General features: G+C 61.2%; 20 protein-coding genes. 8 read left to right on the plus strand and 12 right to left on the minus strand.

All coding sequences use genetic code 11. The annotated features are described in order from the left end of the window. Positions 1-506: 506 nt before the first annotated feature. Together NKG59_RS00940 and NKG59_RS00945 are read right to left on the minus strand one after the other, a co-directional pair. A complete protein-coding gene (locus tag NKG59_RS00940; RefSeq protein ID WP_253534420.1) occupies positions 507-830 on the minus strand; it encodes a hypothetical protein in 324 nt (107 codons plus the stop codon). Between the two features lie 63 nt (positions 831-893). Continuing rightward, positions 894-1,478 (minus strand): fasciclin domain-containing protein, encoded by a 585-nt coding sequence (locus NKG59_RS00945; protein WP_253534422.1) that lies wholly within the window; start codon positions 1,476-1,478, stop codon positions 894-896. 762 nt (positions 1,479-2,240) lie between these two features. Here NKG59_RS00945 and NKG59_RS00950 point away from each other — a divergent pair. Together NKG59_RS00950 and ppsA are read left to right on the plus strand one after the other, a co-directional pair. Further along, positions 2,241-2,513 (plus strand): hypothetical protein, encoded by a 273-nt coding sequence (locus NKG59_RS00950; protein ID WP_253534424.1) that lies wholly within the window; start codon positions 2,241-2,243, stop codon positions 2,511-2,513. A gap of 66 nt (positions 2,514-2,579) precedes the next feature. Continuing rightward, positions 2,580-4,979, plus strand: coding sequence for a phosphoenolpyruvate synthase (gene ppsA / locus NKG59_RS00955; RefSeq protein WP_253534433.1), 2,400 nt, complete (start codon positions 2,580-2,582; stop codon positions 4,977-4,979). Positions 4,980-5,035: 56 nt separating this feature from the next. Here the strand turns inward: ppsA and fdhF are convergent, their stop codons facing one another. From fdhF to NKG59_RS00970, 3 genes are all read right to left on the minus strand, one after another. Continuing rightward, positions 5,036-7,696 carry a formate dehydrogenase subunit alpha gene (gene fdhF / locus NKG59_RS00960; protein WP_253534435.1) on the minus strand — a complete coding sequence of 887 codons (2,661 nt, stop codon included), beginning with the start codon at positions 7,694-7,696 and terminating at the stop codon, positions 5,036-5,038. Beyond that, positions 7,684-9,126 (minus strand): NADH-ubiquinone oxidoreductase-F iron-sulfur binding region domain-containing protein, encoded by a 1,443-nt coding sequence (locus tag NKG59_RS00965; protein WP_253534437.1) that lies wholly within the window; start codon positions 9,124-9,126, stop codon positions 7,684-7,686. The genes fdhF and NKG59_RS00965 overlap by 13 nt, the downstream gene beginning before the upstream one ends. Before the next feature lie 275 nt (positions 9,127-9,401). Then, positions 9,402-9,929 (minus strand): sigma factor-like helix-turn-helix DNA-binding protein, encoded by a 528-nt coding sequence (locus tag NKG59_RS00970; RefSeq protein WP_253534439.1) that lies wholly within the window; start codon positions 9,927-9,929, stop codon positions 9,402-9,404. Between the two features lie 310 nt (positions 9,930-10,239). On the opposite strand from NKG59_RS00970, the gene acsA reads away from it, so the two are divergent. The 5 genes from acsA to NKG59_RS00995 are packed head-to-tail and all read left to right on the plus strand — an operon-like array spanning position 10,240 to position 15,418. Next, positions 10,240-12,006, plus strand: a complete 1,767-nt coding sequence (gene acsA, locus NKG59_RS00975; protein WP_253534441.1) for an acetate--CoA ligase — start codon at positions 10,240-10,242, stop codon at positions 12,004-12,006. Beyond that, complete coding sequence (gene pdhA / locus NKG59_RS00980) at positions 12,003-13,025, plus strand: pyruvate dehydrogenase (acetyl-transferring) E1 component subunit alpha (RefSeq protein ID WP_253534443.1); 1,023 nt, start codon at positions 12,003-12,005, stop codon at positions 13,023-13,025. The genes acsA and pdhA overlap by 4 nt, the downstream gene beginning before the upstream one ends. After that, positions 13,022-13,996: an alpha-ketoacid dehydrogenase subunit beta gene (locus tag NKG59_RS00985; protein WP_253534445.1), complete on the plus strand. Its 975-nt coding sequence runs from the start codon at positions 13,022-13,024 to the stop codon at positions 13,994-13,996. The genes pdhA and NKG59_RS00985 overlap by 4 nt, the downstream gene beginning before the upstream one ends. Positions 13,997-14,033: 37 nt before the next feature. Continuing rightward, positions 14,034-15,161, plus strand: a complete 1,128-nt coding sequence (locus NKG59_RS00990; RefSeq protein WP_253534447.1) for a dihydrolipoamide acetyltransferase family protein — start codon at positions 14,034-14,036, stop codon at positions 15,159-15,161. Then, positions 15,158-15,418 (plus strand): acyl carrier protein, encoded by a 261-nt coding sequence (locus tag NKG59_RS00995; protein WP_253534449.1) that lies wholly within the window; start codon positions 15,158-15,160, stop codon positions 15,416-15,418. Before NKG59_RS00990 ends, NKG59_RS00995 begins: the two co-directional genes overlap by 4 nt. A 205-nt stretch (positions 15,419-15,623) precedes the next feature. Here NKG59_RS00995 and NKG59_RS01000 read toward each other — a convergent pair whose 3' ends face one another. The 7 genes from NKG59_RS01000 to NKG59_RS01030 all read right to left on the minus strand — a co-directional run bounded on the left by NKG59_RS01000 (position 15,624) and on the right by NKG59_RS01030 (position 21,418). Further along, positions 15,624-17,441, minus strand: a complete 1,818-nt coding sequence (locus tag NKG59_RS01000) for an adenosylcobalamin-dependent ribonucleoside-diphosphate reductase (RefSeq protein ID WP_253534451.1) — start codon at positions 17,439-17,441, stop codon at positions 15,624-15,626. 678 nt (positions 17,442-18,119) lie between these two features. Continuing rightward, on the minus strand, positions 18,120-18,323 hold the full coding sequence (locus tag NKG59_RS01005; protein ID WP_253534453.1) for a YgaP family membrane protein: 204 nt from the start codon (positions 18,321-18,323) through the stop codon (positions 18,120-18,122). Between the two features lie 184 nt (positions 18,324-18,507). Further along, the gene (locus NKG59_RS01010; RefSeq protein WP_253534455.1) at positions 18,508-19,326 is read right to left on the minus strand and encodes a c-type cytochrome; all 819 of its coding nucleotides are present in this window, start codon (positions 19,324-19,326) and stop codon (positions 18,508-18,510) included. Positions 19,327-19,381: 55 nt separating this feature from the next. Continuing rightward, complete coding sequence (locus NKG59_RS01015; protein ID WP_253534456.1) at positions 19,382-20,200, minus strand: sulfite exporter TauE/SafE family protein; 819 nt, start codon at positions 20,198-20,200, stop codon at positions 19,382-19,384. A gap of 18 nt (positions 20,201-20,218) precedes the next feature. Further along, positions 20,219-20,650, minus strand: coding sequence for a YeeE/YedE family protein (locus tag NKG59_RS01020; RefSeq protein WP_253534457.1), 432 nt, complete (start codon positions 20,648-20,650; stop codon positions 20,219-20,221). Position 20,651: 1 nt separating this feature from the next. Then, entirely contained in the window at positions 20,652-21,086 is a 435-nt protein-coding gene (locus tag NKG59_RS01025) for a YeeE/YedE family protein (protein ID WP_045203865.1), read from the minus strand. Then, on the minus strand, positions 21,080-21,418 hold the full coding sequence (locus tag NKG59_RS01030; protein ID WP_045203864.1) for an ArsR/SmtB family transcription factor: 339 nt from the start codon (positions 21,416-21,418) through the stop codon (positions 21,080-21,082). The genes NKG59_RS01025 and NKG59_RS01030 overlap by 7 nt, the downstream gene beginning before the upstream one ends. Before the next feature lie 82 nt (positions 21,419-21,500). Between NKG59_RS01030 and NKG59_RS01035 the strand changes: the two genes are divergently transcribed. Next, positions 21,501-22,361: an MBL fold metallo-hydrolase gene (locus tag NKG59_RS01035; protein ID WP_253534458.1), complete on the plus strand. Its 861-nt coding sequence runs from the start codon at positions 21,501-21,503 to the stop codon at positions 22,359-22,361. The last annotated feature ends 46 nt before the right edge of the window (positions 22,362-22,407 follow it).

Below are 22,407 nucleotides of genomic sequence, written 5' to 3' on the forward strand. Positions count from 1 at the left end.
CAGCGGCGTATCGGCCATGATCGCGTGCGGCGGAACGCTGCACCACGACGCTGCGTCGATGGCACCGCCTACCTTGTCGGCCGTCGCTCGCGCGCGCGTCGAAGGCGCCACCGTAATGGCGGTCGTGACGGACTGGCGGGCATTCTGGATGGTTCCGCGGCATGGCGGACGTCTCCGCAGCAATGTACTTTGCACAGATGGTGAATCCGCGCAAGAACCACGCCAACGCAGCTAAAGGCGCGAACCACGGCACATCAGCGCGTCGGGCATGACGCGTCGTCGCGAAACACGCCAGAACTGATTCACGCGTGAAACAGGTGGACGTCGTGTTCGTGTCCGGCACTACTGTATCAACGCCAAGCAGACTGCCGGAGGCCACCCGCCCGAAGCGCGCCAATGCCCGCTGTTTCTGATGGCTTTGTCCTTGGCATTGCCTTGCTCCAAGACGGGCTGCATCGACGCCACATGCTCCATCGGTACAACGGAATCGTGCCCTGCGTACAGACTCAGTTCTGCAGCACGTCTTCTGCTTCGCCTGAACGGCGGAGGATTGTGTAAGCCGACGAATAGAGTTTGGGAGAAGTCAGCGTACAGAGTTCTGCGAACGCCGATTTGCTTCCTTCGCCAGTCTGCTTGAGCAGCTCAATAAGCCGTTCCCGGGCGGTTTCCTGCGGCGCTGATATCGTGCCCGCGGGCCCGGGCGAAGATGCTCCGACAACGTGCATTTGATTTCGCGTGCCCGGGTTACCCGTGACGGGATGCGGCAAAAGCATATCTCCCGCGTCCTTCCGGCAATGAACATCTTGCGCGTAGCGAAATTGAGATGACATTGCCCTCCTCCCGTCATAGCTCGAGCGCGCAAGGGCACGCGCCCTTGCGCTGCAGGGGAAGGATTACGGCATCAATACCTTGTCCACGACGTGAATCACGCCGTTCGACTGGTACACGTTGCCGATCGTTACAACGGCGACGCCACCCTTGTCGTCGGTGACGGTCAAACGATCGCCCTTCTGCATGACGGTGAGCGGATCACCCTCGACGGTTTTGAGCATCGCCTTGCCGCCGCCATCGGCAACAGCCTTCATAAGGTCTTGTGCCGTGAGCCGGCCGGGCACCACGTGATAGGTCAACACCTTGACCAAGGTCGGCTTGCTTTCAGGCTTGAGCAACTGATCGACGGTGCCGGAGGGCAGCGCAGCAAAGGCTTCGTTGGTTGGTGCGAACACGGTGAATGGCCCCGTCCCAGACAGTGTTTCGACCAAGCCACCTGCCTTCACGGCAGCAACAAGAGTGGTGTGATCCTTCGAATTGACCGCATTTTGAATAATGTTCTTGGACGGATACATCGGAGCGCCGCCCACCATGGTGGTGGCTTCGCCATCGCCCATTGCGGCCGTCGCTACGGACGCATAGCCGCCAGAAATGATTGCGAAAGAAAGCAGAACACCAGACAACTTTGCCAGTTGATACCGTTTCATCGTTGACCTCTATCGTGGCGCTTCGCAACGTGGAAGCAATCAATATACGAAGACAAGTGGCTGTCGGATGCACGGTCGGATCGCGCAACAACGCAGTAGCAACCCACAAGATTGAGTTGGCTTTGCATCAGAAAATGTCTGTACCTCCAGACCCAAGAGTTGCGATCGCTAATCCAACCGAGCCTCGCTGGTGAGATGGGAAGGTAGCTACTGTTCGCCCTTTCGTTTTGTACTGATTTTTCCTTGCGACCCGGGTGCGCGTTGATTTTTCGCACGGAGTTACTTCCATGCAGTCATGACGGCATAGCGGAGACAGAAGTTGCTCTACAAAGAGAGTCAGCGCATTTCTTACTGAATGGCTTGCAGGCGCCGTCGGTGGTGGAACGCGATCGCTTTGAAACCCCAGCAAGCACTCGGAACCAACGGTAGAGGGCCTGGTTCAGCGAGGCGCGCAACGTTCCGCGCAGGCGCGACGCTCGAAATTGTCGCGGCAGTGATGCCCTCACTTGTCACTTGTGGTTAATGGCGAGTGTCACTGAATGGCGAGCGTCACAAATCCCGGCCTTACAAGCCTCCAGTCTTCTTGACGCACAGCACGTGATCGACGTTTGATACGGCGCAAAGCCGACGCTATCGGGCATGCCAGTATTGACTTGATCCGCCGAGAAACCTTGTTTGCATGTCATGCCAAGTCGGTGCGTGCACAGCCATGTTCGACGCGATGCAAATGCACCGGCTGACACCCTTGGAGACACAACCGCCATGAACGCCACAGCCCAACGCCACAGCATTGAGGGTCGCCCGACTGCGCGGGAGATTCGCGAAGTCATCGGGCCATTTGAGACGGAAGTGCTAACCCGGATCCTCGACATCGAGCCCACTATCGAGGACGTGCAACTTGCCTATAAGTGGCTGCGCTCTGACGAGCATCTCGTCCGCGGGATGGACATCGAACTCTCCGGCAAGGCCAAGTTGATCTACGAGCTGCTTGACGCGGAGTTTCCGGACTTCGATGCATCCGGACACGGTTGCTAAGTTCGCATTTGCAATGCGACTCGGCCCCCCTGCCGACCTTGGGCACCCGCCGCGAAGGAGCAACGCATGGTCAACAACACTGCGCACGTTGTCTGGTTCGAGGCATTGCGACGGACCGACGTTCCACGAGTCGGCGGCAAGAATGCATCGCTCGGCGAGATGGTGGCCACGCTTGCCGGCCGGGGCGTCAATGTCCCACCGGGCTTTGCACTCACAGCCGAGGCCTTCTGGCGCTTCGTCGATGCAAATAGCTTGCAGCCGGTGATTGCCTCAGCGCTTGCTGAGCTTGATGGCGGCAAGCTTTCCCTGGCAGAGACCGGGCTCACCATCCGACGGGCCATGTTGCGCGGTGAATGGCCAGTGGAGACGGTTGAGGCGATCCGGCTTGCCTACGACGAACTGAACCGCCGATTGGGACAGGTCGACATAGATGTTGCAGTGCGATCGAGCGCGACGGCCGAGGATCTTCCGGAGGCGAGCTTTGCCGGGCAGCAGGAAACCTATCTCAACATCCGCGGCGAGCGTGCCCTGCTGGACGCTTGCCGCCGCTGCTACGCATCGCTGTTTACAGACCGCGCAATCAGCTACCGCCAGGCGAAGGGAATCGACCATTCCAAGGTCGCATTGTCGGTGGGCGTGCAGCGCATGGTCAGATCCGATCTGGGCGGCGCCGGTGTCATGTTCACCATCGATACCGAGACGGGTTTTGACAAGTCTGTCCTGATCAATGCGGCCTGGGGGCTTGGCGAAAACGTGGTCCAGGGCAACGTGGAGCCCGACGAATACGAGGTCTACAAGCCGCTGCTGTCTGAGCCGTCGTTGTCGCCGATCGTTGGGAAGAAGCTCGGCGGCAAAGGTCTCAAAATGATCTACACGAACGACGGCGACCACCCGACGAAGAACGTCCCGACATCAAAAGCCGAGCGTGCGAGTTTCGTCCTGAGCGACCAGGAGATCCTCACCTTGTCGCGATGGGCCTGTGTGATCGAGCAGCACTATGGCCAGCCGATGGATATTGAATGGGCAAAAGATGGTGTCACCAATGAGGTGTTCGTCGTGCAGGCCAGGCCAGAGACGGTCGAGTCGCGTCGCGAAGCCAGTGCGGTAAAAACTTGGCATATCAAGAAAACCGGTCGCAAGATCCTGTCCGGCGTCAGCATTGGCGAAGCCGTCGCGGCGGGCAAAGTCTGCATCATCGAAAGCCCGCGCGACATGGAGCGCTTTGTCGACGGCGCCATTCTCGTCACCCAGACGACAGACCCAGATTGGGTGCCCGTGATGAGGCGGGCCGCTGCCATCATCACCGACCAGGGCGGCCGCACATCACACGCGGCCATCGTCAGCCGCGAACTGGGGCTTCCGGCCATCGTCGGCGCTGGCAACGCGACGCATCTGCTGCATGACGAGCAGGAGGTCACGGTGTCCTGCGCGGAAGGTCGGGAAGGATTTGTCTACGAAGGCATTGCCGACTTTGAGGTCGAAGAGATCGATTTCGGCAGTATCCCTGCGACACACACCCAGGTCATGCTGAACCTCGCCAATCCGGCGGCAGCATTTCGGTGGTGGCGAATCCCGGCGGACGGCGTGGGGCTGGCACGCATGGAGTTCGTGGTAAGCAACCACATCAAGATCCACCCGATGGCCCTTGTCCGCTTCGACACGCTCAAAGACGAAGACGCCAAACAGACCATCGCAGCGATGACTGCCGGTTATGAAGACCGCACGGAATACTTCGTCGACCGCCTTGCGCGTGGATTGGGACGGATCGCCGCGGCCCAGTATCCGCAGCCCGTGGTCGTGCGCATGAGCGACTTCAAGACCAACGAATATGCGCATCTGATCGGAGGGGCGGAATTCGAGCCGAAGGAAGAAAATCCCATGCTCGGGTTCCGCGGAGCGTCACGGTACTACTCGCCCCGCTACCAGGAGGGCTTCGCGCTTGAATGCCGGGCCATTTTCCGCCTTCGCAATGAGATGGGCTTCAAGAATGTGGTCGTCATGATTCCGTTCTGCCGGTCGACAAAAGAGGCCGACCGCGTGCTGGAGGTGATGGCGCAAAACGGTATCCGGCGCGGCGAAGCCGGCCTCAAGATCTATGTGATGTGTGAGATTCCATCGAACGTGATTCTGGCGAAGGCCTTCGCGCAACGCTTCGACGGTTTCTCAATTGGCAGCAACGATCTGACACAACTGACGCTCGGCGTTGACCGCGACTCGGCAGATCTCGCGGAGCTTTTCGATGAACAGGACGATGCGGTCAAGTGGATGATTCAAAGCGTCATCACCAAGGCCCACGAGGCAGGCGCCCACGTCGGCTTGTGCGGCCAGGCACCCAGTGACCACCCTGAGTTTGCCGCCTTCCTTGTCGAATGCGGCATTGATTCCATATCGGTGAGCCCGGATAGCTTCATTGCGGTCAAACGCACTGTGGCCGCGGCCGAGCGCGCTGCGCTGGAAACCCCGTGATAAGGCCGCCACTCGGGCGGCCTCCCCTCACAGACCACACCTGACATCCCCGATGTTCAGGCGTCGCGCTTTTTCACCCGTACAGCAGTCACCTTGTATTCCGGCGCATGCACCAGCCGGTCGCGCACCGCAGACGTCAATCGGTTGATCAATAGATCCGGGCGATGGAAGCTGCAGAACAACTGTCCCTTTTGCATTGCATCGCTGATATGCAGCGGCAGGATCGCGGCACCGTACCGGCTTGACACTTCGACCATGTCGCCTTCGACCAGGCCATGACATGCCGCATCTGCAGGTGCCATGTCCAGCGTGTCCGATGGCTTCAGCACTGCATTGGGGGTGCGGTAGCTCATGGTGCCGGCATTGAAATGGTGCAGCCCCCGACCGGTGGTCAGCAGGAACGGATAAGCGTCGCTGGTCTGCTCAGATGTGGGCACGTATGCAACCGGAACCAGGGCGGCAGTCTTGCTGGCGAAGAAGCGATCCCGATGCAGCACGGCTGTGCCTGGATGAGTTTCGGCCGGACATGGCCAGTGAAGATCTTCGCGCTCCAGGCGGGCATATGCCAATCCAGCGCCATCCGGCCAGAGCGAGCGCACTTCATCCCAGATCTGCTGCGGAGTCTCGAACTCGAAACCCTTCGGCTTGCCCATGCGCGCAGCGAGCGCCTGGATGATCCACCAGTCTGGACGTGCCTGTCCGGGGGGCGTGACGACGGCGCGGACACGCTGCACCCGCCGGTCCGAGTTCATGAAGGTGCCCTCCTTTTCAAAGGCCGATGCCGCCGGCAGGAAAACCGTCCCGAACGCTTCGGCGGTTTGATTGACGAACAGATCCTGCACGATCACCAGGTCAAGCGCAGCCAGTGCAGCAGCAGTTGCCGTTGCGTTGGCCAATGAAAGATAAATGTCATAACCCATCACCCACAGCGCCTTGAGGTGGCCCGCCTTAGCGGCGTCCATCATTTCCAGGACATCCAGGCCGCGGCCGGTTGGCAACTGGTGCCCCCAGATTTGCTCGAAGCGGGGGCCGGCCCGGCTGATCGACTGCGAGCCGGTGAGTGTGGCCGGGTCACACCCCATCTGCGCCGCACCTTGCACGTTGTTTTGACCACGTAAGGGGTTGATGCCGCTGCCGGGCTTGCCAAGGTTGCCTGTGAGCAGGGCCAGGTTAATGAGTGCCATCACGCCTTCACTGCCTTGCAGGTGCTCGGTTACGCCAAGGCCATGGAAACACATGGCCGGCCGGCTGTCGGCATAGATTCTTGCTGCGGCGCGGATTGCATCCGCGGGCACGCCGCACACCTCGGCCATACGCTCGGGTGCAAAGGCTGCAACATGCGCGGCGAAAGTATCGAAGCCGCTGACCCGCTCGGCCAGAAATGCCCGATCAATACGTCCCTCTTCGATCATCGCGGCGGCCAGCGCATTGAATAGCGGTACGTTGCAGCCCATGCGCACGGGCAGATGGACATCGGCCAACGCCGCCAGCTCTGTACGGCGTGGGTCGATGACAACAAGCCGCGCCCCTTTGAGCACCGCCTGCTTGATACGCGCCCCGACGACCGGATGGTTCTCGGTCGGATTGGCGCCGCAGATCAGGAAAGCATGCGCCTGCTCGATGTCGTCGAAGCTGTTGGTGGCTGCTCCAACGCCAAGCATTGTCTTGAGGGCCTTGGCACTGGGTGTGTGACAAACACGGGCGCAGCAGTCAACGTTGTGTGTACCCAGCACCACACGGGCAAACTTCTGCGCCAGATAGTTCTCCTCGTTGGTCGCGCGCGAAGACGCCAGCACGCCAACCGCATCGCTCCCGTACCGCGCAATGATGGCCTGCAGTTGTGCGGCGGTGAAATCGAGCGCCTCGCTCCAGCCCACCGCCTGCCAACGTCCATCACGGCGAAGCATGGGCTGAGTGGCGCGGTCCGAGGCGTGGTTGTACTCAAATGCGTAGCGCCCCTTCACGCACAGGTGGCCACGATTGACTGGCTGATCCGCAGGGCGCACGGCGACCACGCGGCCGTTGGCGGTGCCCACATCCATTTGGCAGCCGACCCCGCAATACGCACACGTCGTTCGTGTCCAGGCTGTCGGTTTGGAGACGATTCGCTTATCAAACAGGGCACCGCTGGGGCAAGTGTCGACACATGCACCGCAACTCACACAGCCTGCGCTGAGCAGCGTTGGCCCCTTGCTGATCGCAACGCGTGTTGCATCGCCGCGCCCAGCCATCTCCCAGATGAACTGGCCTTGCACCTCTTCGCAAATGCGGACGCAGCGTTCGCAATAGACGCAACGATCCATGCCCACCCCGAGGTAAGGGTGGCTGTCGTCCCGGAACAGCCCGTCCTCAAACTTGCCGCCGGGCGGCACATCGTATTTGGCCAGCAAGCGGTGAAACGGGTGACGCGGGTCCGCCGCATAGGCGGTTCTCGGATAGCGCGCGGCGATCAGCTCCAGGTTTGTACGGCACAGAGCGTCGAGCGTATCGCTCCGCGTCTGTACGACCATGCCCTCGGCAACTTCGGTGGAGCAGCTTGCAACGGGGTGGGTCTGCCCCTTCACATGCACGATGCAGAGACGGCATGCGCCGGAAGGTATCAGCCGGTCGTCGTGGCATAGGTGTGGAACCATCTTGCCGGCCGCCGACAGGGCATCAATCAGTAATGCGCCCTCGGCCGCCTCACACGCCGTACCGTCGATGGTCAATCGAACCATGATTGGAACTCCGACGGATAGTGACGCCGCACGGACTGGACAAACTCAGCCAATCCCCGTCCGTGCCCGCAGAGGCTCGTTTCCGCCAAAGCCTCGATCAGGCGTCGGAAGCGGTTGCCGTCGATCGGCATGCCGTTTGCCGCTGCCTGCGCCATGGCTGCCAGAATGGGCGTGCCCAGATGACAGGGTGTGCATTTCCCGCATGACTCGCGACTACCAAAGCGCAAGACCTGCACAACGATGCTTGCAATGGAGGTGTCGTCCGAAAACGCAATCATGCCGCCATGCCCGACGGCGCAATCGATGGCCTGCATTTCTTCGTAGCCAAGCCGTGTGTCGAGCAGCGCTGGTGGCACGATGCCAGACAGCGGCCCTCCAACCATCACCCCCCTCAGCCTGCCGCGGCGCAACCCTTGACCGAGTTGATCGACGACATCCGCCAGACGGATGCCGAAATCCACTTCGTAAAGCCCGGGCCGGCGAAACAAGGAGTTCAGCGACAGCAGTTTGGTGCCCCGGCTCTGCGAGAAACCAAGTGCAGCATAAGCGGCGGCGCCGTGGGTCACGATCCATGGGATTGCGCACAGGGTCTCGACGTTATGCACGAGCGTGGGGGCACCGAATAGACCGCGTGCGCTGATCTGCGGCGGCCGCGGCCGGACTTCCGGGCGGCGCCCTTCCAGCGCATTCAATAGCGATGTCTCTTCTCCGCAGATGTAGGCGCCTTGCCCTACGACCAATTCAAGTTGGAATGTCGGAAGAAGCCAGCCAGCCGACCGAGCCTGTTCCAAAGCCTGCGAGACCACTTGCACCGCTGCCGGATACTCTTTCCGGATATAGAGGTAGCCGCGCTGTGCGCCAACAGCATGCGCGGCAATCGCAGCGCCTTCAATAAGCCGAAACGGATCGTCCTCCAGCAGGAAGCGATCCGAGAACGCTCCTGCATCCCCTTCGTCAGCATTGACCACAACATACTTGATCCGGGCTTCAGCATTGGCAACGGCTTGCCATTTGACGCCTGCAGGGAATGCGGCACCACCCCGCCCCCGCAATCTAGACGCCTGTACCAGGTTGACCAACGCTTGCGGCGCCATCTGCCGAGCCATGGCAAGCGCATCACCGCCGCCATCGCTGCGATACGCCATCAGATCACGCACGCCGCCGCGCAGCACGTTGCCCAGCAGCACAGGACGGCTCGCATGCTGACCGACGTGTGGACGAACATCGTGTGCACCGTCACTCGGTGCGTCATAGCATTTGCCGAGGCAGTAGAGGGCAGGCGTCTGGGTGGCCGCGATCTGCCAGCGGTCTGGCTGATCAGCGCGAGCAGCGAAACAAGCCAAGCCAGCACAAGCGCACTCGCTGATCCTGCTGTGCTCGAGGTGGTAGAAGCCCTGCGTGGCGGCATGCCGTTGCGCAGGCTCCCTCATGTGAAGTCCAGGAAGCACGCTGGACTCGCGCTCCGTGGCTGACGCCTGAGCATCCACGACAACAGACTCAGAGCCGTCGCCGTTAGCGGGTGTCGGGTCTGCTTGGCGCCGATGTTGCAACAACCGCCGGCGAAGCACGTCTCGCAACACTGGCTTCATGTTCGTGGCCGCAATGAAGGAACAGAATCATTGTTCGCCGGCGGTCAGCGTATGGCTTGATACCGGTCAAGCCACCGCTTGATATCCACCCGTGATAGCGCTGCGGCTACGCTGGTTCAGTCTTCCGCGACCAAAAATGTCCAGGCAGCCGCCGAGGTCTGTGCGGAGCTTCGCAGCGCCTGAAGGGCCTGTCGCTCGGCACGCCGCACTTGTGCGGTGGTCATTCCCGTTTGCCGGGCGACTTCCTCGTGACTGTACTGCCCGCCACCCCCGATACCGAAACGCAGGCGTAGCACCATGGCGTCGATAGGCGTCATCGAGCCGAGCAAAGATTCAACGAACTCGCGCATGCGCGCATTTACCAGAACGCCAAACGGATCCGGCGAAGCGTGGTCTTCGATCAACTCCACGAGTTGCGTGTCGCCCTCGGCCACAGGCGAGTCAAGCGAGAGTGGTTCACGCGGCACAGCCAGGAGCATAGGAAGCGTGTCGTCCTGCAAGCCTTCGATGGATAGCGTGTCAGCCGGTAGTGCATCGGCAATATGCGAATGGACCAGATAGCCTTGATCGGCAGCAAGTGCCATCAGACGGCTCATCGTTTCGGTATGGCTCTGTGCGTCGTGGGCGCGGTTTTGCGTGTTCATCTGGAGTGCGGGCGCTTCCCGCGATGCGGCGTGGAGGGCATCTGCCTCCGGTTTCAGGCCGCCTGATGATCTGCGAACACCTGTCCGCACTGGCTTGCCTCTTGGGAGCACATCTGGGAATGTGGGCCCCTGTTTCAATTGCAGCCAGCCCGTTTCTCAAGGGCGGGCGACATCGCGCTTTACAGCCCCTTCCCATGCAGAGTCCATCGTGTTCTCAAAGTGCATTTCATCGCACTATTGCAGAAGCATGGGCAGGCCCATCCTGCTTTCTGTTGTGTGCCCGGAAGCCTATATTGAGCTGGGGGGCGCAATGGACACATCGCAGATCATCCACAAGACCGCCGGCGACTTGCGGGTCAGACCGAACCTTGCGGACTATGAAGCCGAGTGCCACCGCTTTTCCTGGGATGCGGTCAGCCATGAGTTGACGGGCCTGCCTCCAGGGATCGTCAACATTGCATGGCACGCGGTGGACAGGCATGCAAACCGTGGTGAAGGTGAGCGGATCGCCTTCCGCTTCCTTGCGGCCGGCATGCCTTGCCGTGATGTCACTTACACAGAGCTGTGCGCGCAAACCAATCGCTTTTGCAATGTGCTACGCGCGCTCGGCATCGGCAAGGGCGAGCGACTCTTCATCCTGGCCGGACGCATTCCGGAACTTTATGTCGGTCTGCTGGGCGCCCTGAAGAACGGCACCGTAGTCTCCCCTCTTTTTTCGGCATTCGGTCCGGAGCCAATCGCTACGCGCATCAACCTGGGTGCCGGCACGGTCTTGCTCACAACCGACGCCCTCTACGCTCGCAAGGTCGCCAAATGGCGCGACCGTATGCCCAGCCTGAAACACGTACTGCTGGTGGCCGAAGACGGCGGGCAGACGTCCGAGCCAGGAACACTCGACTTGGTTTCGCTGCTGCGCAATGCGCCAGATGCGTGCGATCTCACGCCAACCACCGCGGAAGACATGGCGCTGCTGCACTTCACCAGTGGCACGACGGGCACGCCCAAAGGCGCAGTCCACGTGCATGGCGCAGTCGCGACACATTGGGCAACCGGCAAGTACGCGCTGGACCTGCACGCTAGCGACATCTACTGGTGCACCGCCGATCCTGGCTGGGTGACAGGTACGTCATACGGCACCATTGCTCCGCTGCTGCACGGGGTGACCTCCATCGTCGATCGGGAAGAATTCGACGCCGAACGCTGGTATCGCGTCCTGCGTGACGAGGGTGTCAGCGTCTGGTACACGGCGCCAACCGCAATCCGCATGTTGATGAAAGCCGGGCCCGAGGTGGCGAGACGGTACGCGCTGCCACGGCTTCGGTTTATCGCCAGCGTGGGAGAACCATTGAACCCGGAAGCCGTTTGGTGGAGCAAAGAAGTCCTGGGCTTGCCGATTCACGACAACTGGTGGCAGACAGAGACCGGCGGCATCATGATCGCCAACACCCCTGCCTTCGACATCAAGCCCGGTTCAATGGGCCGCCCCCTGCCAGGCGTCGAGGCGGCGATCGTGCAGCGCGGCGAAGATGGCAGCGTGAGCATCATCAATGCACCCGACAAGCAAGGGGAACTCGCGCTCAAGCAAGGGTGGCCATCCATGTTCCGGGGCTACCTCAATAACGAAGAGCGCTATCGCAAGAGCTTCTCCGGCGAGTGGTACCTGACGGGCGACTTGGCCAGGCGTGATGCAGACGGGTACTACTGGTTCGTTGGCCGCGCCGACGACGTCATCAAGTCTGCGGGGCATCTGATCGGCCCGTTCGAAGTCGAGAGTGCGTTGATGGAACACCCGGCGGTGGCCGAAGCAGGCGTGATCGGCAAGCCAGACCCAGTGGTTGGCGAAATGGTGAAAGCCTTTGTCTCGCTCAACCCCGGGTTCGAGCCCAGCGACAAACTGCGCCTGGAACTCCTCGGTCATGCCAGGACACGCCTGGGCGCAGCAGTCGCCCCCAAGGAAATCGCCTTTCTGGAGCTGCTGCCGCGTACGCGCAGCGGCAAGATCATGCGACGCTTGCTCAAGGCGCGCGAGTTGGGCCTGCCCGAAGGCGATACGTCGACGCTGGAGGGCGGAACATGACTGACATCGACCACCCAGCTCCGCAACCGCCGACCGGCCCCGTCCCCTACGACGCGACATTCGCAAAGACGCTGCTGCGTGACATGCTGCGCATTCGCCGGTTTGAAGAGAAGTGCGCAGAGCTCTACGGTGCGGGCAAGATCCGCGGATTCCTGCACCTGTACATCGGCGAGGAGGCCGCAGGGGTGGGCGCCTTGCATGCGCTATCGGCTGAAGACAACATCGTCGCAACCTATCGCGAACATGGTCATGCGCTGGTGCGCGGCATGGACATGGGCGTGCTGATGGCAGAGATGTATGGCAAGCGCGAGGGATGCGCACGAGGCCGTGGTGGTTCGATGCATCTGTTCGACCATAACCACCGGCTGTTTGGCGGTAATGCCATTGTCGGCGGCGGCCTTCCGCTAGCTGTGGGCCTGGCATTGGCAGAGAAGATGCAGCACAGCAATCGCATCACCGCCTGCTTCTTTGGCGATGGTGCGGTGGCGGAAGGTGCTTTCCATGAATCGATGAATCTCGCAGCGCTGTGGAAATTGCCACTGCTGTTCTGTTGCGAAAACAACCTCTATGCCATGGGCACCGCTCTGGAGCGCCATCAAGCCCAGACCGATCTGTGCGCCAAGGCTGCCTCCTACGCCATGGCAGCGCAATCGGCCGATGGCATGGATATCGTTGCCGTGCATGAAGCAGCAAAGGATGCCGTTGCCCGCATCAGAAGCGGCGATGGCCCGGGGTTCCTGGAGTTGAAGACCTACCGCTTTCGCGCCCATTCGATGTACGACCCCGACCTCTACCGGCAAGCCACAGAGTTGCAGGCCTGGAAGGCAATCGGGCCAATCCATACGTTCACGGCACGCCTCAAGGCCGAGGGCAAATTGACGGAGGATGCGTTCCTCGCTCTTGATGCTGCAGTGAATGCGGAAATAGCCGAGGCAGAGGCTTTCGCAGACGCCGGCACCTGGGAACCCGTGGATGACCTGCTGAAAGACGTCTACACGCCCACCGGAGCCGCGCCATGAGCCGCCGCCTCACCTACCGTGACGCGTTGCGCGAAGCCCTGCGTGAAGCACTCTTGAGCAATCCGCGTGTCTTCCTCATGGGCGAGGATGTCGGCCGGTATGGAGGGTCTTATGCAGTTTCAAAAGGGCTGTTAGCCGAGTTCGGCCCGGAGCGCATACGCGATACACCACTCTCGGAACTTGGCTTCACCGGCGCGGGCATTGGTGCGGCGTTGGGCGGCATGCGCCCGATCGTCGAAGTGATGACCGTCAATTTCAGCCTGCTGGCACTCGATCAGATCGTGAACACGGCAGCCCTGTACCGACACATGTCGGGCGGGCAGTTTTCTGTGCCACTGGTGATCCGTATGGCAACCGGTGCCGGCCGGCAGGTTGCCGCGCAGCATTCGCACAGTTTCGAGGGCTGGTACGCCGGCATTCCAGGCATCAAGGTGGTGGCCCCCGCCACCATTGAAGATGCACGCGGCATGCTTGCGCCCGCGTTGGCCGATCCCGATCCGGTTTTGATCTTCGAACATGCCGGGCTTTACAACATGGAGGGCGAGTTGCCCGACGCCGGCATCGCCGACATCCACTCTGCGCGCACCCGGATCGAAGGCAAGGATGTATCGATCATCACCTACGGCGGGTCGCTGCCCAAAGCACTGCAGGCAGCAGAAATGCTCCTTGCAGACGGAATTGCAGCGGAAGTCGTGGACTTGCGTTCGCTTCGACCGCTCGACGATGCCGCCATCATGGCGTCGGTTGCAAAGTGCCACCGGGCAGTGATCGTTGATGAAGGCTGGTGCAGCGTCGGCTTGGCCGCCGAGATCATGGCGCGCATTGTCGAGCAGGTGTTCTATGAGCTAGACGCTCCCGTTGCCCGGGTCTGCACTGCCGAGGTGCCGATTCCTTACGCAAAGCATATGGAAGATGCCGCACTGCCGCAGGCCAGCCGCATCGTCGATGCGGTCAAGCAGATGGTGTCATGAGCGCACGCCCTTGCGCAGCAACCCGTGCGGAGGCTACATGATCGAGTTCACGCTGCCCTCTCTGGGCGCTGACATGGACGAAGGGACGTTGCTGGAATGGCTGATCAAGCCCGGTGACGTCGTCAAGAAGGGCCAGATCATCGCCGTGGTGGATACCAGCAAGGCCGCGATAGACGTCGAGAGTTGGCACGACGGCACCGTCGCGGAGCTCCTGGTCGAGCCAGGCATGAAGATTCCGGTTGGAACGCTGATGGCGACATTTGTGGAGCCGGGGGAAGCGCCAGGCACCGTCACGCATTTGCACGGGATCACGCACGCTGTGGCCTCCGCGCCTCTGCCAGAGCACCGCCACATGGTCTCGCCCGCAGCACGTCGGGCCGCGCGCGAGCGCGGTATCGATAGCAGCACCATCGTCGGTACGGGTCACGGCGGGGCCGTCACGTTGGCCGACATTGAGCACGCTGCTCAGGCAAACGCCGCAGTGCCGGGCGGAAAATCACCCGACATCCGCAAGACCATTGCCAGCGCCATGACGCGCTCCAAGCAAGAAATACCGCATTACTACGTGGCAGAAACGATCCCAATGGCAACCATGCTGAATTGGCTTGCAGTGGAGAATGCCAAGCGCCCATTGGCTGAACGGTTGTTGCCTGCGGTTGCACTCATCAAGGCCGTCGCGCTTTCGCTCAAGCAATTTCCGGAGTTCAACGGAGTCTTTCGCGGCGGCAACTTTGAAGCGTCGACGGCCGCACACATCGGTGTAGCAATCTCATTGAGGCAAGGTGGACTGATCGCCCCGGCGTTATTGGACGCCCATGCCAAACCTCTCACCCGGTTGATGCAGGAACTCGCGGATCTGGTCAAGCGCTGCCGAGCCGGATCATTGAGAAGTTCCGAGATATCTTCGCCCACCATCACCGTGACCAACCTCGGCGATCAGGGGGTTGCACAGGTGTTCGGCATCATCTATCCGCCACAGGTTGCGTTGGTCGGCTTCGGCCGCATCGCAGAGCAACCATGGGCTGAGAACGGCGTGCTGAAGATCATGCCAGCCTTTACTGCAAGCCTCTCGGCGGATCATCGGGTCTCTGATGGCCACCGAGGCGCCCTCTTCCTCATGGAACTACGCGAACAGCTGCAGCACCCGGAGGCGCTGGACCAATGAACGAAGGTGACATCCGTGCGATCGTGATCTCGGCGCTGCGAGCAATCGCCCCCGAGATCGATGCCGCTACGCTACGTGCCGACCGGCCCTTGCGCAGACAGGTAGACCTCGATTCAATGGATTGGCTCAACTTCCTGTTGGGCTTGCATGACAAGCTGAAAGTCGAGATTCCCGAATCCGACTATGCACGCCTGGTGACGCTGGATGATGTCGTCGCCTATATCGTCAAGGCGAGCGCTGCCACTCAACCCCGGTAGCCCCCGTTTTTTTCCGGTAGCCATCGTCGCCACGGGCCCGCTCCGCCTGACTTCTCGAACGTGCACCCAGTCTGAGCAGCCACCAACCGTCCGCACTCAAGCCGTTTGCGCTGTTCGCCGGGTCGCGCGGCAGTTCGGAGCGGATGTACGCGCGCTCTGCACGGTTAGGATGACTCGAACCTAGCTTGACCCGGAATCGGCATGCTCAGCAAAAGCATGCGGGTCGGCCATCAACGATGGGCAACGCGGACAGCACATCGTCCGATCCTGCGCCCGGCCTGAAGATCGTGATGCCCTTGAGCCGCAGCTGCCACGCATGAAAGAGCAGCGATTCAACATAGCCGCAGGATGTGTCACTGGGGACAAGGACCGTCTTGGAGATCGATGCATCAACGAACGGCTGCAGCGTCGCCACCATGCGCAGATGGTCAAAGCCATCGACTTGCCTCGCGGTGACGAAGTAGCTAGGCAACATGGCACCCTGTCCATACTGCGCACGGAAACTCCGATAGGCGCGGTTCTCTACACCGTAAAGCAGTGGCGCGCGATGCTGAATGCGCACTCGACGTTGATACACCCAGTCGAACGCTGGCTCGATGCCGCTGGAGCAGTTGTCTCCGAACGCAAGACTGACGCTCCCGGTGGGTGCGAGAGACAACAGGTGGCTATTGCGCAGACCATGCTTTGCAATGGCTTCTCGCACAGCCCGTGGTAGCGAAGCACTGAAGTGCCCGGATGCCAGGCTACGCTCCGCCTGAAACAGCGGATACGGCCCGCGCTCGCGCGCAAGTTCGGCAGAGGCTGCGTACGCGTTGTCGCGCAGGCAGCGCGCGATCTGCGATGCCATATTTCGTGCCTCTGGAGCGTCGTAGGGCAGGCGCATCATTGTCAGCGCATCGGCAAGTCCGGTCACGCCTACACCGATCCTGCGCTTGGCGTGGGCCTCCTGCCTATGCTCAGCCAACGGCCAGCGGGTGACATCGATCGCGTTGTCGAGCATTCTGACTTGAATGCGCACTACCCGGCCCAATCCGATGAAGTCAAACATGGGTTGCCCGCCCGCGCCAAACGGGCATCGCACCCACCTTGACAGATCGATGGGGCCAAGCACACAACCGCCCCATGGCGGCAACGGTTGCTCGCCACACGGGTTGGTCGCAGCGATGGTTTCAATCCCGGCAAGGTCGTTGGCTGCGTTGATGGTGTCGATGAACAGTAGGCCCGGTTCTGCGCTATGGCGCGCCGCTTCCGCAAGCATGCCCCAGAGTTGCCGTGCGGGTATGACTGCGTAGCACCAGCTTCCGTCGGGCAGCAGGTGGGCGCCCTCTTCCAACCGCCGAGCGTTAGGCGCAGCGCGATGTTGCAGCCGCCACAATCCATCATCGGCAACGGCTTGCATGAAAGCATCGGTAACAGCCACCGATATGTTGAACGTTGACCAGCGCTTTCGTCCGCGCTTGGCGGCGACGAAAGCTGCGAGGTCGGGATGGTCACAGCGCAGCACAGCCATCTGCGCCCCTCCTCGTGTGTCGCCTTGCGCCAGCGCCATACACGTTCGATCGAAGGCATCGATGACCGCACAGACGCTCCCCATCCCGCCGTTTGATGTTGCCTGCTCGGAATCGACAGGGGCGATGACCGAGAAATCGTAGCCCACCCCGCCACCCATCTGCAGCGTGACGCGCGCCTTCTGCAAAGCCTGTTCAATATCAGATGCGTCTGCAACGGGCTGTCCGCTGGTGGCGATAGGATGAACAAAACAATTCACCATCGTCCCCGACTTCGCACCTCCCGCGTTCGCCATGATCCGCCCCGCGCCAATGGCACCTTGCAGCAAGTTGGAGTAGAACAAGCGAGTAAAACGCGTGCGAAGCTCGGGAGCTTCCGCGACGGCAAGGGCACGCGCGACGCGCTTGAAGATGTCCTCGCATGTTGTCTCGCCTGGAGCGAGATAACGATCCGCCAACACAGCGGCGCCAAGAGGCGATGCTGGCATTCTCGGCATCGAATTCTTTGCCCGCATCGGCATGCTCCATTGCACGGATAAAGTTATGCTAGCCAACCCCAATCTGCGGGCGTTGATCCGCATCACGCCGATGCACTGGCACGGAAAGCTGAATTTGGGCTCAGGCAGCCAACCGCAGTACCACGAACGCCCCAACAAGGCGATGCGGTAAGCCGATCCGGAAACTGGCGTCAGGTCAACTATGGGGATGCCTGTGCCGCCTTGCGGGACGCCAGCCCAGTCGCCGAGTTCTTTCTCGAACCCAGCTCCAGAACGGGCGCTTTCGAGTCAAGATGGCGGAGGCCGCGCTGGAGAATTTGCGCGAACTGGAGAATCAATCGGAAGCGGCCAAAGACTGAGCACGCTTGCCTGGGCACAGAGCGCTCACCTGAAACGGCAATCAAAGCGCAAGCGCGCTTCGTCAGTGGCGGATTTTCTCAATAGCGCGCTTGCCAGCAGGCTTGCTGATCTTGAAATCGCTGACGGCGATGCTGACGTCGACACCATTGCCCTTGCCTGCCGACGCGGGTGACGCCCAGCCCTTGGTCAGAACCCTGACCTTGCCAGTCTTGAGACGCCGCTATTCCCGCTGGCGACGAGGTAGTCAAAGGCGTTGGCTCACGCCTATCTCTTCGGGAAATGTCGCTCAGTGGGGCCACAGCAGTTGGTCAGGAGAACTGACCAACTGAAGTGACGTCACTTTGCTTCCGTCTTCGGCGCAGCGCACGTTTTCACGCCCAGAATGCTGTAGGCGGGGCAGACGCGCACGATGCCTGTCAGGAGTGGCACGATGCCAATCCAGCCCCAGGCGCCAACGCGCCCTGTCGCGGCCAGACCAATCAAGACCAACCCGACAACGATTCGAATTACGCGGTCGATCGTTCCAACATTTGCTTGCATGGCGGACTCCTTCATTCAACGACGATTGCACAGGCTTCTTCACCAACGCTGAACGTGCTGCGCAATCCGTTCAGAGGTTGGGCGTCTTATATGCGCCTTGCAGAAATTTTTAACTCAAGTCAAAAGCGGGGTCATGATGTAGCGCAACACTTTGCTAAGTGATTCGCCGTCCGGCCGCCCAGCGTTAGCGCGCGTCCTTCGGCCTGTCACCTTTGGGCCAGTCGTTGACACGTGGCGCATAGTCGGGGCGAGGTTGCTGGGTAAAGAACGCGGCGACATCCACGGCATCCTGCGCTGACAGCGTGCCGCCCTGGCCAAGCGGCATGTTGTGCTTCACGAACGCAGCGGCGGTGTACAGCCGGGCCATCCCCGCGCCCACGTTGAACGAGTCATTGCCCCACAGTGGCGGGAAGATGTAGCCACCTTGCGGATTCTTGGTGCCCTGCCCCTCTGCGCCATGGCAGGACGCACACTGTGCTTCGTAGACTGATTTGCCGTGCTCGCGGTTTGGAACGAGCGAGGTGTCAATCTTTTCGAAACCCCGGCCGGCCACATTGGTGCCAGTAGGCACGCCTGTGGACAGCCACTTCATATAGGCCATGATGGCGTTCATCTCTGCCGAGTCGAAGGGCAGCGGTTTGCCGTTCATCGAGCGCTGGAAGCAATCGTTGATGCGCTCCTGGAGCGAGATGATTTTGCCGCTGCGAGACCGGTACTCCGGAAAGGCTCCGGTGAGCCCGATCCAAGGCGATGCGTAGGCCGTCGTCCCGCCATTCAGATGGCAACTCGTGCAGTTCAGGCCGTTGCCCACGTTGCGGGGCAACTGTTTGTGGGTATCCGTCAGCAACTCCTTGCCGCGCTTGATGCCGTCCCCCATGGGCCCCTGTGGGATCGACGACTCTTCCGGCACGTGCATCGGGACGGTCTGAGGTTGCGATAGCGCCGGCATGCTGGTTGCCGCCAGAAGCGCTACGACCAGGGTGCGCGATTTGATTGAGTTCAAGAGTGTCTCCTTTGTATGAGGCGTACCTTTCCTGGGTACGTTTGTGTGTTTGGCTTTACGTTGCCAGCGCGACCTTCGCCACCATCCCGATGGCGATAAGACCCGCGATGAACGCGAAGCCCTGCTGCAGCCTGTGGCCGCTCAACCGACCGGCCACGACCCGCCCACCCAGCATGGCAAGCATGGCGCCCGTGGCAAAAGGCACGCCAATCTGCCAGTTCATTCGCCCGGACAAGGCAGTTGTGATGACGCCTGAGGCGGACACCAAGGTAATGACTGCCAGAGAGGTCGCCACGATGGAGTGCACCGGGGCATTGGTGGCTTTCTTGAGCGCGGGAACGATGACGAAGCCCCCACCCACCCCCAGCAGGCCCGAGAGAAAGCCAGCGCCAATGCCCGAAAGCGCGAGCGCGCGGGTGCAGGAAGCAGTCCAGACAAAGCGGCCGGTCTGGTTATCCAGTTGACACGGTTGCGGGTGCTGCTCGGTTTCCGCTTTGTGTGGAGCACTCGCGCTAGCCTGCTTGAACATGCGCAGCGCAACAAAGGCCAGCACGGCAGCGAAGAGCAGCGTCAGCGGTCCGTTCGGAAGACGGTGCGCAAGCCACAAGCCGGCGGGTGAGAAGACCGTACCGGCCAAGGCCATCAGCATAGCGGCGCGGTAGCGCACGATGCCCGCCCGCAGGCCGATGGCAGCTCCAACGGCCGCAGACAGGCCCACTGCAAGCAGGGCGACCGGCGCGGCCTCTGCAACATTGAGGCGCAGGACGAACAGTAGAAGCGGAACCGCGAGGATCGCGCCACCTGCACCAGTCAACGCCAGGATGAGACCGACCACAGCGCCAAGTGCGGCGCTGCTTACAACGATGTTTTCCATTGACTCCCCGTCGCCTGCTTATGCGTGTTGTGCGCTGGATTTCATTCGCTCAAAGACCTCGAAGACAACCATGCCCGCCACCATGGCGGCTACGAAGCCGATCGCTTTCGGATAGCCCGCACCCAGGGCCACGAGCGCGGGGCCCGGGCAGAAGCCTGCCAAGCCCCAGCCGATACCAAACGAGGCGCTGCCCAACACCAGCCGCAATGTCACGACCGTGCTTGCTGGCAACTGCATGGACAATCCGAGGAACGAACGCTTGCGGCGTTTGGCAAAGAAGAACGCGAGTGAGCCAACGGCAATCGCGCCGATCATCACGAAAGCAAGAGAAGGGTCCCACCGGCCTGCCAGGTCGAGAAAGCCCTGCACCTTGGCCGGATTGGCCATCCCGGAAATCATTAAGCCCAGGCCGAACAGCAAGCCAGCGAGCAGTGCGGTAATGGCAGCCATGTCAGCCTCCAATCAGATGCCGTTGCACGAAGACGGTCAGGAAGCCAGCCGCCATGAAGGTGGAGGTCGCAACCAGGGAGCGAACGGAGCCGCGCGAGATACCGCATACCCCGTGGCCGCTTGTGCAACCGCTGGCGTAGCGCGTGCCCAGGCCCACCAGAAAGCCGGCGACCAGGATTTCACTCCAGCCGGCCTGGATTTCTGCAACGGGCGGCCTGCCGAGCAAAGTCGCAATGACCGGGGCACCGATCAGACCGACAAGGAAAGTCACGCGCCAGACCATATCGGTGCGTGGCAGGCCCAATAAGCCGCCCAGGATGCCGCTGATGCCTGCGATACGGCCGTTGAACAGCACCAGCACGGCCGCCGCCGCACCGATGATCAGTCCGCCGGCCAGCGAAAGGCCAGGCGTGAAGTTTGTAATGTCAATCAGCATGTCTTTTCCCCTTTGCCGTCGGCGCAGAACTGTTCGTAAAGGACAGTCATGACTGCGAGCGCCGGCCCACTTTCGACCGAATAAAAGATGTTCTTCCCATCACGACGTGACGCCACTAAGCCGTTCTCGCGCAGGATGCCCAGCTGTTGCGACAGCGTCGGCTGCCGGATGCCCAGCCGCTCCTCCAGTGCGCCCACGGACAGCTCCTCTTGCGACAACTGACACATCAGCAGCAGTCGGTCAGGATTGGCGAGCACCTTGAGCAAGGCGCACGCGTTCGTTGCGGCGGCTTGCATGCTGACGAGGTCAATAGCAACTTGATCGTTGTCCATATGAGCTTTCGGTTTCCATGCGTATAGTATATAAAAAAATATATTATTTTCCAGTAGATTGATGTGCGGCATAGGAGGCCCCATGCAACCGATTGTTCAGCCGTTCTTTGACCCGGCAACCTGGACAGTGACCTACGTGGTTCATCAGGAAGCGCGCTCCGAGTGCGCGATCATCGACTCGGTCCTGGATTACGACCCAAAGTCGGGCCGGACGTCGACGGCCAGCGCCGACCGGGTCATCGCGTTTGTGCGCGAGCGTGCGTTGCGCGTCGAATGGATTCTTGAGACGCATGCGCACGCAGACCACCTTTCCGCCGCGCCCTATCTCAAGCGTCATCTGGGTGGCCGCATCGGCATCGGCCAAAACATCCGCGGCGTGCAGGCCGTGTTCAAACAACTCTTTAATTTGGAGCCGGAGTTCCAGCCAGACGGGTCACAGTTCGACCATCTGTTTGAAGACGGCGCGACGTTCTCCGTTGGCGGGTTGACCGGCAAGGCGATTCACGTGCCAGGTCACACGCCTGCCGACATGGCGTACCAATTCGAGGATGCGGTCTTCGTCGGCGACACGCTGTTCATGCCGGACGTTGGCACCGCGCGCTGTGACTTCCCGGGTGGCAATGCACACGAGCTGTTTCACTCCATCCGGAAGCTGCTCGACTTGCCGGGCGAGACCCGGCTCTTCATGTGTCACGACTACCCGCCCGAAGGACGGGGGCCGGCCTGGGAGACGACGGTGCGTGACGAACGCAATCGCAATATCCATGTGCACGACGGCGTGACCGAGGCGCAGTTTGTCGCCATGCGACAGGCCCGCGATGCGACGCTGGCGATGCCGACGCTGATTCTGCCTTCAGTGCAGATCAACATCCGTGCTGGAGAGCTGCCGCCGCCCGAAGAGAACGGCGTTCGCTACCTGAAAATCCCGCTTAACGCCCTCTGAGGCCACATCGCGCGCGCCCATCTGCGCGGCAGTTGGCAGGCAGTCC

Origin of the sequence: Ralstonia chuxiongensis (assembly GCF_024158925.1) — a bacterium.
In the GTDB taxonomy this organism is placed as follows: Bacteria; Pseudomonadota; Gammaproteobacteria; order Burkholderiales; family Burkholderiaceae; genus Ralstonia; species Ralstonia chuxiongensis.

Excerpts from the sequence above, each read along its gene's own strand:
- NKG59_RS00940 (WP_253534420.1), bottom strand. The coding sequence starts at position 830 with ATGTCATCTCAATTTCGCTACGCGCAAGATGTTCATTGCCGGAAGGAC.
- NKG59_RS00945 (WP_253534422.1), bottom strand. The coding sequence starts at position 1,478 with ATGAAACGGTATCAACTGGCAAAGTTGTCTGGTGTTCTGCTTTCTTTC.
- NKG59_RS00950 (WP_253534424.1), top strand. The coding sequence starts at position 2,241 with ATGAACGCCACAGCCCAACGCCACAGCATTGAGGGTCGCCCGACTGCG.
- ppsA (WP_253534433.1), top strand. The coding sequence starts at position 2,580 with ATGGTCAACAACACTGCGCACGTTGTCTGGTTCGAGGCATTGCGACGG.
- fdhF (WP_253534435.1), bottom strand. The coding sequence starts at position 7,696 with ATGGTTCGATTGACCATCGACGGTACGGCGTGTGAGGCGGCCGAGGGC.
- NKG59_RS00965 (WP_253534437.1), bottom strand. The coding sequence starts at position 9,126 with ATGAGGGAGCCTGCGCAACGGCATGCCGCCACGCAGGGCTTCTACCAC.
- NKG59_RS00970 (WP_253534439.1), bottom strand. The coding sequence starts at position 9,929 with ATGAACACGCAAAACCGCGCCCACGACGCACAGAGCCATACCGAAACG.
- acsA (WP_253534441.1), top strand. The coding sequence starts at position 10,240 with ATGGACACATCGCAGATCATCCACAAGACCGCCGGCGACTTGCGGGTC.
- pdhA (WP_253534443.1), top strand. The coding sequence starts at position 12,003 with ATGACTGACATCGACCACCCAGCTCCGCAACCGCCGACCGGCCCCGTC.
- NKG59_RS00985 (WP_253534445.1), top strand. The coding sequence starts at position 13,022 with ATGAGCCGCCGCCTCACCTACCGTGACGCGTTGCGCGAAGCCCTGCGT.
- NKG59_RS00990 (WP_253534447.1), top strand. The coding sequence starts at position 14,034 with ATGATCGAGTTCACGCTGCCCTCTCTGGGCGCTGACATGGACGAAGGG.
- NKG59_RS00995 (WP_253534449.1), top strand. The coding sequence starts at position 15,158 with ATGAACGAAGGTGACATCCGTGCGATCGTGATCTCGGCGCTGCGAGCA.
- NKG59_RS01000 (WP_253534451.1), bottom strand. The coding sequence starts at position 17,441 with ATGCGGGCAAAGAATTCGATGCCGAGAATGCCAGCATCGCCTCTTGGC.
- NKG59_RS01005 (WP_253534453.1), bottom strand. The coding sequence starts at position 18,323 with ATGCAAGCAAATGTTGGAACGATCGACCGCGTAATTCGAATCGTTGTC.
- NKG59_RS01015 (WP_253534456.1), bottom strand. The coding sequence starts at position 20,200 with ATGGAAAACATCGTTGTAAGCAGCGCCGCACTTGGCGCTGTGGTCGGT.
- NKG59_RS01020 (WP_253534457.1), bottom strand. The coding sequence starts at position 20,650 with ATGGCTGCCATTACCGCACTGCTCGCTGGCTTGCTGTTCGGCCTGGGC.
- NKG59_RS01025 (WP_045203865.1), bottom strand. The coding sequence starts at position 21,086 with ATGCTGATTGACATTACAAACTTCACGCCTGGCCTTTCGCTGGCCGGC.
- NKG59_RS01030 (WP_045203864.1), bottom strand. The coding sequence starts at position 21,418 with ATGGACAACGATCAAGTTGCTATTGACCTCGTCAGCATGCAAGCCGCC.
- NKG59_RS01035 (WP_253534458.1), top strand. The coding sequence starts at position 21,501 with ATGCAACCGATTGTTCAGCCGTTCTTTGACCCGGCAACCTGGACAGTG.